The 14,431-nt window shown below is 48.1% G+C and carries 11 protein-coding genes and 1 pseudogene; all 12 read right to left on the minus strand.

The window, feature by feature from the left end; translation table 11 throughout:
- On the minus strand, nt 1–936 hold the full coding sequence (gene truB, locus EFA47_RS08820; protein WP_122642941.1) for a tRNA pseudouridine(55) synthase TruB: 936 nt from the start codon (nt 934–936) through the stop codon (nt 1–3).
- Entirely contained in the window at nt 930–1,913 is a 984-nt protein-coding gene (locus EFA47_RS08825; protein WP_122642942.1) for a DHH family phosphoesterase, read from the minus strand. Before EFA47_RS08825 ends, truB begins: the two co-directional genes overlap by 7 nt.
- 2 nt (nt 1,914–1,915) lie before the next feature.
- Nucleotides 1,916–2,287 carry a 30S ribosome-binding factor RbfA gene (rbfA, locus tag EFA47_RS08830; protein WP_122642943.1) on the minus strand — a complete coding sequence of 124 codons (372 nt, stop codon included), beginning with the start codon at nt 2,285–2,287 and terminating at the stop codon, nt 1,916–1,918.
- Nucleotides 2,288–2,400: 113 nt separating this feature from the next.
- Nucleotides 2,401–5,150: pseudogene (gene infB / locus EFA47_RS08835) on the minus strand (translation initiation factor IF-2).
- A gap of 14 nt (nt 5,151–5,164) precedes the next feature.
- A complete protein-coding gene (locus EFA47_RS08845; RefSeq protein ID WP_122642946.1) occupies nt 5,165–5,488 on the minus strand; it encodes a L7Ae/L30e/S12e/Gadd45 family ribosomal protein in 324 nt (107 codons plus the stop codon).
- Nucleotides 5,475–5,729, minus strand: coding sequence for an RNase P modulator RnpM (rnpM, locus tag EFA47_RS08850; RefSeq protein WP_408631206.1), 255 nt, complete (start codon nt 5,727–5,729; stop codon nt 5,475–5,477). The genes EFA47_RS08845 and rnpM overlap by 14 nt, the downstream gene beginning before the upstream one ends.
- A gap of 44 nt (nt 5,730–5,773) precedes the next feature.
- Nucleotides 5,774–6,991, minus strand: a complete 1,218-nt coding sequence (gene nusA / locus EFA47_RS08855) for a transcription termination factor NusA (protein WP_122642948.1) — start codon at nt 6,989–6,991, stop codon at nt 5,774–5,776.
- Nucleotides 6,992–7,008: 17 nt separating this feature from the next.
- On the minus strand, nt 7,009–7,476 hold the full coding sequence (gene rimP / locus EFA47_RS08860) for a ribosome maturation factor RimP (RefSeq protein ID WP_122642949.1): 468 nt from the start codon (nt 7,474–7,476) through the stop codon (nt 7,009–7,011).
- 222 nt (nt 7,477–7,698) lie between these two features.
- A complete protein-coding gene (locus EFA47_RS08865; RefSeq protein WP_122642950.1) occupies nt 7,699–9,939 on the minus strand; it encodes a DNA gyrase/topoisomerase IV subunit A in 2,241 nt (746 codons plus the stop codon).
- 69 nt (nt 9,940–10,008) lie between these two features.
- Nucleotides 10,009–11,931, minus strand: coding sequence for a DNA gyrase/topoisomerase IV subunit B (locus EFA47_RS08870; RefSeq protein WP_122642951.1), 1,923 nt, complete (start codon nt 11,929–11,931; stop codon nt 10,009–10,011).
- Nucleotides 11,932–11,995: 64 nt separating this feature from the next.
- Nucleotides 11,996–13,177 (minus strand): stage II sporulation protein P, encoded by a 1,182-nt coding sequence (gene spoIIP / locus EFA47_RS08875; protein WP_122644476.1) that lies wholly within the window; start codon nt 13,175–13,177, stop codon nt 11,996–11,998.
- Between the two features lie 107 nt (nt 13,178–13,284).
- On the minus strand, nt 13,285–14,265 hold the full coding sequence (gene gpr / locus EFA47_RS08880) for a GPR endopeptidase (protein ID WP_122642952.1): 981 nt from the start codon (nt 14,263–14,265) through the stop codon (nt 13,285–13,287).
- Between the last annotated feature and the right edge of the window lie 166 nt (nt 14,266–14,431).

Below are 14,431 nucleotides of genomic sequence, written 5' to 3' on the forward strand. Positions count from 1 at the left end.
TCACCGCAATTCTTCCTGATCTAAAAATATTTGTTCCAGTCTGTATTCCTGCTTCTGGGCCCAATACCTATAAATCCCTATAAAAACTCTGTCTCCGTCATATACCCTGAACCACTGTCCATCCGCCGGCTTTAAGTGTTTCTGCATATACTGCTCCTTCAAGGGGTTCCCATTATAGGCAAGAGGCCTGTATTTGTCCAGCACCCCCAGTTCCTCCAATTCGGGAAACATTGCATCCACTGGCAGGATAGCTTCCTTGATTCTGCCTTCCCTTTTAAGTTCTTCTATCTGTGCCAGCTTCAGGCTGTCCTGCAGCAGAAAACCACTGGCCCTGGTCCGCAAAAGGCTTTCCATACATGCCCCAACGCCCATATCCTGCCCTATATCATGGCAGAGAGTGCGTATGTAAGTGCCTTTAGAACATGTCACTTCCATAGAAACCCTGGGAAGATCCATTTTCAGTATTTTGATATCATGTATCCATACTTTCCGCGGCTTCCTCTCTGCCTCCACCCCTTCCCGGGCCAGTTCATACAGCTTCCGCCCATTGACCTTTAGAGCGGAATACATGGGAGGGAGCTGCCAGTATTCACCAATATAAGATTCAATACATTTTTTTATCGGCTGCCCCGGGAGTTTCTCCGCCTCCAAAAGTGCAGAAGTATCCCTGTCAGAAAGTACTGTGCCTGAAATATCCTGGGTATCTGTCACCTTGCCAAAAAGAAGGGCTGCCTCGTAAGTCTTATCTCTGTCTGTCAGCATGCCGCACAGCTTGGTCCCCCTGCCGAGGCAGACCGGAAGGACCCCCTCTGCATCTGGATCCAGAGTCCCTGTGTGCCCAATCTTCTTCTGCCCTAATATGCCCCTGAGCCTTGCTACTACATCGTGGGAAGTATACCCCTTCTCTTTGTATACATTAATTACACCGTTTAACATACAGCATCCACCTGCGTATTTATTGTCTGCAGCTGGAGCTCAATCTGGCGCCCTACATTATTGATTACATCATGGCAGGAGCCGTTCATCGTAAATCCTGCTGCCCTTTCATGGCCGCCGCCGCCGAAATATTTTGCAATTACACTAACATCCACCTGCCCTTTGGAGCGCAGGCTTATCTTAAACTGCTGTGTATCCAGCTCATACATAAAGAGCGCGACTTCTGTTCCTTTAGTCTGCCTAAGCTGGCTCACTATCCCTTCTAGGTCGCTGGGGCCGGCTCCGTAGAATTCCATTTCCCTTTTGCTCACTGAGGATACAATACATTTTTTATTCAGGATCAAAATGCTCTCCAGAAGGGCCCTGCCTAAAATCTGATTCTGTACATAGGTCTTTTCATAGTAAGTCTTATCAATAATATTACTTCCGTCTATTCCTTTGCGCATCAGGGCTGCGGCCGCCTCCATTGTCTCCGGGGATGTACAGGGGTACTGGAACACTCCGGTATCATGGGCAATCCCCATGTAAAGTGCTTCAGCCGTTGGAAGGCTGATCTTTTCATAATCCAGGAGCCCGAATACCAGCTCTGAAGTGGAGCTTGCATCTGGCACAATATAATTATTATCGGCAAAGGCCTCATTGCTGACATGATGGTCAATACACAATGTCTCAGCCGCCTGCTCAAATAAGGGCGCAGAAAAACCAAGCCTGCCTGCATCCCCGCAGTCCAGGCAGATAAACAAATCATATTGTTTTCCCGCCGCAATTTGGTGCTTAATCTCACCCGTCCGCCGGAGAATATGGTACTCCTTTGGAATCTCCTCCAGGTACAAGTCTGTCTCGATATGGGGGTACTGCTCCTTTAAGTAGATATATAGTCCCAGGCTAGACCCTGTACAGTCCCCATCCGGGCGGACATGCCCGCCCAGTGCCACAGTCCTTTTGCCTGTGAGCACTTCCGATAATTGTATCTTCATACTTATTCTGCCTCATCTTTCAAATCTCTGGTCAGCTCATCTATTTTTTTGCTCATATTGACGCCATACTCGATTGACTGATCCAAAATAAAACGAATCTCTGGAGTATTCCTCATATTCAGTGTCCTGGCAAGTTCCCTCCTTATATACCCTTCCGCGCTCTTAAGGCCTTTGAGTGTCTCCTGCTGGACTGACTCATCCCCCAGCACACTGATATATGCCCTGCATGTTTTCAAGTCTGGCGCCACCTCTGCTGCCACAACAGAAGTCATGGGCGCAATACGGGGATCTTTGATGCCCCCCCGTAGGATATTGCTCAGTTCTCTTTGTACCTCCGCATTAATCCTTGTATTTTTTATGCTGTTCTTCCTCATAATATGCCTCCTGCTGTTTTCTTTCAGTGCCCGCCTGCCCCCTTATCCCACAGTAAGCCAATGGGATAAGGCCCGCTCACTGAGGTATGCCCGGCTGTCCCATAATACCCCTTTTATTTTCTCTCTATCTCTACCATCTTGTATGCCTCTACAAGATCGCCTTCCTTAATGTCATTGTAATTTTCAAACACAAAACCGCACTCATATCCAGCCCTTACTTCCTTCACATCGTCTTTAAAACGCTTCAAGGATGCAAGTGGGCCGTCAAAAATGACAACGCCGTCGCGGGTCAGCCTGACTGAACAATTCCTCTCAAAAATACCGTCCTGCACATATGCCCCTGCAATTGTCCCCACGCCAGATGCTTTGAATGTCTGCCGCACTTCTGCATGGCCCAGTACTTTTTCCTCAAATACTGGATCCAGCATTCCTTTCATAGCAGCCTCCACATCCTCTATAGCGTTGTAGATAACCCTGTACAGCCTTAAATCCACACCCTCATGGTCTGCGATTTCCTTGGCTGTGGCATCGGGACGGACATTGAAACCTATGATAATGGCGTTTGATGCAGAAGCCAGGCTTACATCTGATTCATTGATAGCTCCCACGCCTCCATGTATGATCTTAATGACCACTTCGTCGTTGGAGAGTTTGAGCAGGCTCTGCTTTAAGGCCTCCACAGATCCTTGCACATCTGCTTTTACGACTATATTCAGCTCTTTTAAGTTTCCTTCTTTGATCTGGGTAAACAGATCGTCCAGTGACATCTTGGCTTTTGTCTCATCCAGAAGCTTCACCTTGTTTTGAGAAATAAATGTCTCTGCAAAATTCCTTGCCTCTTTCTCTGTCTGGCAGCCTACAAAGACTTCCCCTGCGTTGGGCACGTCATTTAACCCCAAAATCTCAACTGGCTGGGATGGCCCTGCCTCTTTTACACGGCGCCCCTTGTCGTCCATCATAGCGCGCACCTTGCCATGGGCGGATCCTGCCGCGATTGCATCCCCTACATGAAGCACTCCCTTCTGTACAAGGACAGTGGCCACAGACCCCTTCCCTTTATCCAGCTCAGCCTCAATAATAAGGCCTCTGGCCGAACGGTTTGCATTGGCTTTCAGCTCCATCACTTCTGCTGTAAGGAGGATCATTTCCAACAGTTCCGGTATTCCCTCTTTTGTATGGGCAGATACTGGCACAAATATGGTACTTCCGCCCCAATCTTCAGGGATCAGCTCATATTCCGCCAATTCCTGCTTAACTCTGTCTATATTGGCGCTTGGCTTATCAATTTTATTGATGGCCACAATAATTTCTATCCCTGCGGCCTTTGCATGGTTGATAGCCTCCACTGTCTGGGGCATTACGCCGTCATCTGCCGCGACTACCAGTATGGCAATATCTGTGGAGTTGGCCCCGCGCATGCGCATAGCGGTAAACGCCTCGTGTCCTGGCGTATCCAGGAACGTAATTTTCTCCCCGTTTATTTCTACCACATAGGCCCCAATGTGCTGGGTGATCCCACCGGCCTCCCGGTCTATCACATTACTGTCCCTGATGGCATCAAGCAGGGAGGTCTTGCCATGGTCTACGTGCCCCATGACACAGACAACAGGCGGTCTCTTTTCCATGCTGCCTTCATCCTCATCCTCTTCTTTTAAGAGTTCTTCAATGACATCAATGACCTCTTCCTTTTCACAGAGCACATCAAATTCCATGGCAATCTCTTCAGCAGTCTCATAATCCACTTCCTGGTTTACTGTCACAACTTTACCCTGCAGGAAAAGCTTCTTCACAATTGCTGAAGGCACAAGCTTCATCTTATCAGCCAGCTCTTTGATTGTCAGGACTTCAGGAATTACAATCTGTTTGATCACTTCCTCTTTTTTTTCTGCCTTTGGCTGGGGTTTCACGACCTCGGCAGCCTGCTTCTGTTTTCTGCCCTTCTTGCCTTTGCCGTCAAACTCTTCCTCTCTGTATTCCTTTTTCTTGTATTCTTTTTCCTTATCTTTAGCCTTTTTCTCGGCTCTTCTTCTCTCTGTGCGGATTCGATCCTGTCATCTCCTTGTCACTGTTCTCCTGAACGTGAGGACTGGCTTCCGGGCCGCTGGCCTGCCGCATTTCTGCCTCCCTGGCCGCCATACCGCTCCTGGCCCCCTGCCAAATCCTGCTCTGCCTCCGGCCTCTGTCCACGGTCACGGCCGCCGAACCTCTGTCCCTGGGTTCCCTCCCCATTTGGAGATTGGCCGCTATGCTGCCTCTGCCCATAGGACTGGCTTGGCCTGGCCTCCTGGCCTGATACTGCGGCCCTCTGTGCGGGCCTTTGCCCCGGCTCTGCCGTTCTCTGTCCCTGCTGGCTTCCCTGGGGACGCTGGCCCTGAGGCATACCTGTAGGACGCTGGCCCTGCACATTTCCTCCAGGACGCTGGCCCTGGCCTGAGGGACGCTGGCTGTTCTGCTGGGTTCCCTGCGCCCTCTGCCCCTGAGAGGCCCCTGTAGGGCGCTGGCCCTGGGGTTTTTGTCCCTGGCTTCCCTGGGGGCGCTGGCCAGGCTGCTGTCTTTGTCCCTGGGGGCGCTGGCCCTGGCGTCCGTTTGGCATCCGCCCGCCGCTTTTAGAATTCTGAGGCCGGAACACCTGTACAATATTTTTCTTTTTAGGAGCAGACTCATCTGCCGGTTTCTCTGACTGGGCAGGCTTCTCTGCCGGGGCAGAGCCTTTCCTTTCATTTCTGATCTCTTCCACCACCTCATCAGACAAAGAGCTCATGTGGCTTTTCACCTCCACATTTTTCTTTCCCAGCATATCCATCAATGCCTTATTTTCGATTCCCAGCTCTTTGGCCAGTTCATGTACTCTCATTTTTGTCATATTTGCTACCTCCTCTATGCAATTGTATTGTCTTTCGCCTCTAATTGTTTTCGAATTCCCTTTGCAAATCCTTCGTCCAATATCGCCAGAGATGCACGGAATTCTTTTCCCATTGCATGCCCTAAGGTATCTTTATCTCCGTAAAAACAAATTGGAACCTTATAAAATTCACACATATTTTGGAACTTCTTTTTTGTGTTGTCCGAAGCATCCTTCGCCACGATCACGAGCGCAGCTTTCCCTGACTTTGTCACGCTCTCTGTCATAAACTCTCCGCTCGCAGTTTTTCCTGCCTTTGTTGCAAGGCCTACCAGAGATAATACTCTATCTTGTTTCAATCTCACTCATCTCCTTTTCCAGGCGCTTATATACTCCTTCAGGAATTGGCTGCTTGAATGAGCGTTCCAGGCCTTTGCTTTTCACAGCTTTCAGAAAGCAGTCCTGTGAACAGCACAGATAGGCCCCTCTCCCATTTTTCCTGCCTGTGGCATCCAACACAAATTCTTCTTCTGCCGTCCGCAAAATACGCAGCATCTCTTTCTTTGGTTTCATCTCACCACATCCGACGCATTTGCGCATCGGTATTTTTTTATTTCTCAATTATTTCACCTCTCATAAGGTTATTACTCATCCTCTGTTTCAATGAATTCTATCTCGCCATACTCTTCCTCCTGAGTATCCCCGGGAACCTCCCCTCCCTCATAATCGGCCTCTTCTTTTTCTGAAAACGGTTCTTCATAGCCGTCCTCATAACCGTTTTCCATCATGGCCATCTGTTCCATATAATCTTCTGGAAGCTCCCCGGACTCAATAGCCTGGGTCTCACTCTTAATGTCGATCTTATACCCTGTCAGGCGGGCTGCCAGCCTGGCATTCTGGCCCTCCTTGCCGATAGCCAGTGAAAGCTGGTAATCCGGCACGATTACACTGGCAGTCTTTTCATCCGGGTCCGCCATTACCGAGATAACCTTAGCAGGACTTAAGGCATTTTCTATCAGAAGGGCCGGGTTATCACTCCAATTGATAATATCAATCTTTTCTCCCCTTAATTCATTGACGACTGTATTTACCCTGGCGCCGTTCATGCCCACACAGGCGCCTACCGGATCCACATTGTCGTCGTTAGACCAGACAGCCATTTTGGTGCGGGAACCTGCCTCCCTTGCAATGCTCTTAATCTCCACTGTGCCGTCCCTTACCTCAGACACTTCGGACTCAAACAGCCTTTTCACAAGCTCCGGGTGCGTTCTGGATACAAGAATCTTTGGCCCTTTCGGCGTATTCTTTACTTCCACCACATATAACTTAATACGTTCTGTAGGCTGGAACACTTCGCCTTTTACCTGTTCATTCTCTGTCAGCATTGCATCTGCCCTGCCTAAGTTGATGCTGATGTTCCTTCCCATATATCTCTGCACAATTCCTGTTACAATATCCTTCTCTTTCTCAAAATACTGGTCATATACCACTTTCCGCTCTTCTTCCCTGATCTTCTGGAGAATCAGGTTCTTGGCATTTTGGGTGGCAATACGGCCAAAGGATTTTGACTCTATAGGTATCTGTGCCACATCCCCAATCTGGAGGGCGGAATCTAAGTTTTCTGCTTCCTCAAGGCTGATTTCCAGGGCCGGGTCAAATACCTCCTCCACAACTTCTTTCTCCGCATATACCGCATAATCACAAGTCTCTCTGTCCATGATCACTTTTATATTCTCGGCTGTCCCAAAGTGGTTTTTACACGCACTGATTAAAGAATTCTCAATGGCATCCAGCATCGTATCTTTACTGATGTTCTTTTCCTGTTCAAGAATATTCAACGCTTCCAACAATTCTGTATTCATTATTATTTCCTCCTAAATTAAAAATCAAAAGCCAGCCGGATCAAGGCAATCTCACTCTTTTCAAAGGTCTGTGAAGCGCCGTCCTCGTATTCTATGGTCACAGTATCTTTATCAAAATCCTTTAAAATCCCTGTAAATTCTTTCTGCCTGCCGATCATCCGGTATGTCCGTATCTCTACTTCCTCGCCAAGGCTCCTTTTAAAATCCTTCTCCTTCTTTAAAGGCCTGCCAAGTCCCGGGGAACTCACCTCAAATATATAGGAATCTTCAATATAATCCTTTTGGTCCAGAATATCTGAAAATTCCCTGCTGACCTTCTCACAGTCATCCACGGTAATTCCGCCGGGTTTATCAATATAGGCCCGCAGATACCATGTTCCGCCCTCTTTCACATATTCCACATCCACAAGCTCAAACCCAGATCCCGTCACAATCGGCTCCAATAGTTCCTCTGTTTTCTGCTCATACTGTTCTCTTCTTGACACACTAAACTCCTTTTCCTTTGAACTTTATTCATCATTGTTAAAATAAGCCTACCAACAAAGAAGAGTGAACTTGCGTTCACTCTTCTGCCGGGTTCCTTATGTAACTGTGGTAAGTATAGCACCTTTTCCCAGCAATTGCAAGGAAAAAATAGTTTTACTTATACGGCCCCCCTTATAGCGGCGGGATGATCCTTCCCGGGAATAACTGGCCTGGAAGGTTCCCTATCCCCTTTTCGTCCCGGTTCCATCCCGCCTGGCAAGCCTTAACCTGTTTAAATTCACTTCTTTGTCCCCACACATAGCCTTTGTCTCTGTACTATCATCAAAGAGATAGACATGCTCCAATTCATCCTTCTTTTGGAGTTTGATCCCCCGGACTCCTACGGCGCCCTTTTTCTTCTCCGGCACTTCGGCCGCCAGAAATTTAAGGAAAAACCCTCCTTTAGTGGCAAGCACCAATGTTTGGTTCTCTGTCACTACCTGGACATCTGCCAGTGCGTCTCCCTCCTGCAGCTTTGTAGCTGCGATGGTCCGCTTGGATACCTGGAATTCACTCCCCTCCACTCGCTTGACCATACCCTGCCTCGTGGTAAACAGCAGCTTGGCAAAACGCATCTGCTCAGCATCACAGACCATGACAATCTGTTCCCCGCTGCTGGAATAATTACTTACATTGTCTATAGGAGTCCCCTTATCCCTGAATTTCCCGTAAGGTAAATCCTGCACTTTCACTTGGTGCATCCTGCCTGTATCTGTGAACAGGCATACCTTCCCGGTGTTTATGCAATGGATGATATATTTATTCTCACTGTCCGCCGCCTCTTTGTTCCGCTCATATGTGGAGGTGTCCACTGTCTTGGCATAGCCGAAACGGTCCATCAGAAGCACCACTTCCTGTTCCTCTATCTTCTTCTCCTCGAAAACTGCCGCCTCTGCATTTTCTATTGCTGTGCGCCTCTTTCTCCCATACTCTTTTTTATAAGCATCCAGCTCCCCGATGATCAGATCTGCCATGGAGTCATAGTGGTTCAGGATATCCTCATACCGCGCAATATTCTTCAAAGTCTCCTGATGCTCCCTCTGGAGGGCCTCGATCTCCAGGCCGATTAATTTGTACAGCCTCATCTCCAGTATGGCCGTTGCCTGTCTTTCTGTAAAGCGGAGCAGCGCCGCCATTTTTTTGGATATCCCGGATTTAAAAGTAATAGGACCAGTCACCCCGTTTACAAGGCAGGCCTTGGCATCCTTCACAGACTTACTTCCCCGCAGTATCTCGATGATCAGGTCAATGACGTCACAGGCCTTGATCAAGCCTTCCTGCACCTCCCTGCGCTCCTGCTCCCTGGCCAGCAGGGTGGTATATTTCCTCGTGGCCAGCTCAAACTGGAAGTCCACATGATGTTCAATAATGGCTTTCAGGCCCAGAGTCTCGGGCCTCCCGTTTGCCACAGCCAGCATATTGACTCCAAACGTGTCCTCCAGCCTTGTTTTTTTATAGAGCATATTCTTCAGGTTCTCGGCATCAGCGCCCTTTTTCAGCTCCAGCACAATGCGGATGCCTTCTTTCGACGACTGGTTAGAAATATCTACTATGTCGCTGGTTTTACGGGATTCTACCAGGCCGCACACATCGTTTAAAAACTTCCCGATGCCGCTGCCGATCATGGTATAAGGGATTTCTGTAATGACAAGCTGTTTCTTGCCGCCTTTTAATTCCTCCACCTCTACCTTGCCCCGGATCTTGATTTTTCCCTGGCCTGTCTCATAGATACCAGCCAATTCATCTTTATTTACTACAATCCCGCCGGTTGGGAAATCTGGCCCCTTCACATATTTCATCAGCTGCTTTGTACTGATCTCATCATTTTTCATATATGCTTTCACTGCATCTATGACTTCACACAGATTATGTGTGGGTATGCTGGTGGCCATACCCACGGCAATGCCCTCGGCGCCGTTTACAAGAAGATTTGGGACACGTACGGGCAATACAAAGGGTTCTTTTTCTGTCTCATCAAAATTAGGGCCAAAGTCAATGATGTTTTTATCCAGGTCCGCTAAGTAGGCCTCCTGGGTAAATTTCGTGAGCCTGGCCTCTGTATATCTCATGGCGGCGGCCCCATCCCCTTCGATGGATCCAAAATTGCCATGCCCGTCCACCAGCACCATCCCTTTTTTAAATTCCTGTGCCATTACCACCAGCGCTTCGTAGATGGAGCTGTCACCGTGGGGATGGTATTTACCCATAGTATCCCCTACAATACGGGCACATTTCCTGTATGGCCTGTCATAACGGATGCCAAGCTCATACATATCGTACAATGTCCTTCTCTGCACTGGTTTAAGGCCGTCCCTCACATCAGGCAGGGCCCTGGCTATGATAACGCTCATGGCATAATCTATATAAGATTTTTTCATTATATCAGAATACTCTGTTCTGATGATCTGTGTTTCACTGCTCATTCTTACTTACTCCTTCTAAATCAAGGGATATCCTTTTACCATACTTTACCCAAAACCCGGCTCCCATAACTATATGTCCAGCTCTGCCTCTGTTGCATTGTCATAAATAAACGCCCTTCTTGGGGGCACCTCAGTGCCCATCAACATCTCCGTCACGCCAGACGCCATTCTTGCATCCTCTATCTCTACCAGTTTTAAAAGCCTTGTCTCAGGATTTAGGGTAGTCTCCCAGAGCTGGTCTGCATCCATCTCCCCAAGGCCCTTGTATCTCTGAAGTGTAAAGGCCCCGTCGTGGGTCTTTCTGTACTTTTCCAATGCCTCATCATCATAGAGATATTCTTCCTGCCCTTTTTTAGGCATTGCCTTATACAGGGGAGGCATTGCTATATAGACATGTCCCTCATAAATCAGTTCCGGCATAAAGCGGTAAAATAAAGTCAAAAGCAGGGTAGAAATATGGGCGCCGTCCACGTCTGCATCGGCCATGATAATGATCTTGCCATAGCGCAGCTTGGAAATATCAAAATCATTTCCGTACCCCTCTGAAAAGCCGCAGCCGAATGCATTGATCATGGTCTTAATCTCTGCATTCGCCAAAACCTTGTCAATACTTGCCTTTTCCACATTCAAAATTTTCCCGCGGATAGGAAGGATAGCCTGATAGTTCCTGTCCCTGGCTGTCTTTGCAGACCCTCCGGCTGAATCCCCCTCCACAATAAATATTTCGCATTTCCCGGGATCCCTGTTTTCACAGTTTGCCAGTTTGCCATTGCTGTCAAAAGAATACTTCTGCTTTGTGAGCAGGTTTGTTTTAGCTTTCTCCTCAGTCCTGCGGATCTTTGCCGCTTTCTCCGCACATGCCAATACTTTCTTAAGTGTATCCAGGTTTCTGTCAAAATACAGGACAATCTCATCCCCGGCCACTTTACCTGTGGCCCTGGCCGCGTCAGGGTTGTCCAGCTTTGTCTTGGTCTGCCCTTCGAACCTGGGATCCGGGTGTTTGATGGATACAATAGCCGTCATGCCGTTCCTGATATCGGCACCAGTAAAATTTACATCCTTCTCCTTTAATATGCCCACCTCCCTGGCATACTGGTTCATCACCGTGGTAAATGTGGTTTTAAAGCCAGTCAGATGTGTCCCCCCCTCTGCATTATAAATATTGTTGCAGAAACCCAGTACATTTTCGTGGAACTCATTTACATATTGAAACGCAGCTTCCACCTCAATGCCTTCTGCCTCTCCTTTGAAATACACCGGCTCATGTATCGTTTCTTTCTTTTTATTCAGGTCTTTGATAAAACCAATAATGCCATCCGGCTCGTGATAAATAATATGTTCCGGAGATTCCCCTCTCTTATCGTCAAAAGTGATTGTCAGATCCGGGTTCAGATAGGCTGTCTCGTGAAGCCTGCTCTTTACCTCCTCTGCCCTGAACCGTGTTTTCTCAAATATGGTACTGTCAGGGAGAAAATTTATTTTCGTCCCTGTTTTTCTTGTCTTTCCAATCACGGGCAGGAGGCCGTTTTCCAGTTCAATCACCGGCACGCCCCTCTCAAACCTGTCATGATGTACGGCGCCCTCCCGGCTGACCTGCACATCCATAAAGGCGGAGAGTGCGTTGACCACTGAAGAGCCTACTCCATGGAGCCCGCCGCTTGTTTTATAGGAGGAATCGTCAAATTTACCCCCCGCGTGCAGCGTGGTATATACAATACGCTCTGCCGAGACACCTTTCTGATGCATGCCTACAGGGACGCCCCGGCCATTATCCTCAATCGTGGCCGAGCCGTCCTTTTCCAGCGTTACATGAATCTGCGTGCAGTAACCCGCAAGGTGTTCATCTACGGCATTGTCTACAATCTCATATATCAGATGGTTCAGTCCTTTCGTAGAAACACTCCCTATATACATGCCGGGCCTTTTCCTGACTGCCTCCAATCCCTCTAGTACGGCAATACTGTCCGCATCATATGTATTTTGATTTCCCATAAATCCCTCTCCTTTTTACATTCATTTCATATTAGCACAAAGTGTTTTGTTACGCAAACAGAAATTATTCTGTAATTACATGCTCCAGTGTATTGGCCAGGACTTCCATGGCATTCATCATTTCCTCCACTGTATTCGTCTGGGCCCCAGCCTCAATCAGCAGAGATTTAGGTACCAAATGCAGGTTATAGCGGTACCCCCTCAGATAAATACGTCTGGCAAATCCCGGGTACATGCTCTCAGAAGCCAGTTCCATCTGCAGGGAAAAAGCAAGATTATCCTGTATATAAGGATTGTATAGATAAGCGATATCCCCGTTTGTCTTTGTACGGCTCAGTCCATTAAAATACATAATCTTAGCCGTCTGTTTGCCATTTACTTCCGTCACCAGATGTGTCCCTTCAGCCACGCCGTCCCTGTGCAGGTCAATGGCAACTTCAATCGTAGGGTTTGCCTCCAGGATAGGCCTTACAGATGCCTCCGCATTCTCATAGGCATTGCTCCTATCCAGCTGGCCGTCGATAATATCGTACACGCCAGTGTCATGTATCGTCTCAATCCCTTTATCATTCAATAGTTTTGTGAGATACTCCCCAACTCCCACAATGCTGGTGCTGGGATCCCCAGGCGTAGAATCCACAAATTCCTCCTGTGAATGGGTATGGAAAATTAAAATTTTAGGGCCCCCTGTGCTTTTGTCAATTTTCATGCTCCTGCCCAGGAGGTCATCTGCATTGAGCTGGTCAGGCCCGATCATCGTCGTGCTGTCCACAATGTAGAAATTACTGAGCAGATAGTCAAAGTCCCTAAGCCTCTCGATGGACATATCTATAGATGACTGCCCCTGCTCTACCACAGGTTCAGACTTTGCCGGCGCCTCCTCACCCACCAAGTTCCCGTTTTCATCTACCATATTTTCATCATTCGCCTGATTTTCCAAAATTTTTGCGATTGTCTCCTGATCCTCCACGGCAGATTCATATGGCTCCTTCTCCTCTATGTATCGGACAAGGGGCAGCCAGGAAAGCGCCGCTTCCTTTATCCACTGTACTTTTGTTGGTTTATCTTCCTGCTTCATATAGGCCAGGCCTGGCATGTACATCTCCTCTGTACGCTTTTGCACAGACTCCTGGCTTTCATATCTAAAATGGTTTGTGATACTGCCGCCTACTGTGTACAAGATGCCTATACAGGCCAGTCCGCCCAAAATCAACAGCAAGGCCTGTGAGATTACCGACTGCTTCATATACCGCCTTCTTTCCAGAGAATTCCCCCAGACAGTTATACCGGCTAGGGACTGTTTGGGGAGAAGAGACTGAACTCTTCTCCATATATATGCCCCTGGCATATCTGTTATTCCTTCCCTGCATTTGTAAACAGCATATTTATCCCCTCTGAGATTGTATAGCTGATCTGCTTTACCATCTCGTCCACATCCTTAGGTGTCATAAACATTCCATTTAGATGGGGGGAGAGCAGTTCCTTCACCAATTCATATTTTTCTGCCGCATTATAAGTGCGCAGCACATCCCCCACGCCTTTGAGCATTTCAGATGTTTCCAGGGCGCTGATAAGATTTTCCATTGTGTCGTTCACAATTGTCGCCGCGTCCACGACAGTAGGCACTCCAATCCCTATCACCGGGATTCCCAGGGTATCCTTGGTAAGGCCGTTTCGATGGTTCCCCACGCCGGATCCAGGGTGAATGCCTGTGTCCGCAATCTGGATTGTCCTGTTCAGCCTCCTGCTGTTCCGGGCAGCCAGGGCGTCTACGGCAATGACAAGATCTGGTTTCGTCTCCTGGACGACCCCCTTTATAATCTCTACTGTCTCCATGCCTGTCTGCCCCATCACTCCAGGCACAATGGCGCTGACTAGGTTGGCATGCTCCATGCCCATGGCATATTTGCCATATTCCTTTACAATATGCCTGGTCACGCATAAATTGTCCACAACATTCGGGCCCAGTGCATCCGGCGTCACCTGCCGGTTCCCTAAGCCTACAACCATGACAGATAGATCTTCCTTTTCCCCAAGGCCCGTATTTTCCAGCAGTTCTTGTATAAACCCGGCCAGATCTACCGAAATCTCTCTGTGGCAGTCTTCATCGGGAACTGCAAGATTTGGCGCCTCTACGGTAAGGTAAGTACCGACCGGCTTCCCCATAATCTTTGCGCCTTTCTCTGTCTCAATGCGGACTCTGGATACCCGGATTTCCCGCTCCTCATCATACTCTTCCTCCAGGACTACTCCCTGGACTTCTACATTGTCTGACTCAAACCGCTCTTTCTCCTCCAGGGCCAGGTCTGTCCTTACACTATACTTTTCCAACATCTCTCGTCCTCACTTTTATCTCATTTGAATTTATTGCTAGTTTTTACAATATTTTAGGAAATATGTATTGACATCCCTTGTTCCTTATCATAAAATGAATGAGTATGTTCCGCCGAAGCGTCCGTGTCCGATTTCCGCGGAATTAAAAATCAACTAATTGACAATT

Origin of the sequence: Luxibacter massiliensis (assembly GCF_900604355.1) — a bacterium.
Lineage (GTDB): Bacteria > Bacillota > Clostridia > Lachnospirales > Lachnospiraceae > Luxibacter > Luxibacter massiliensis.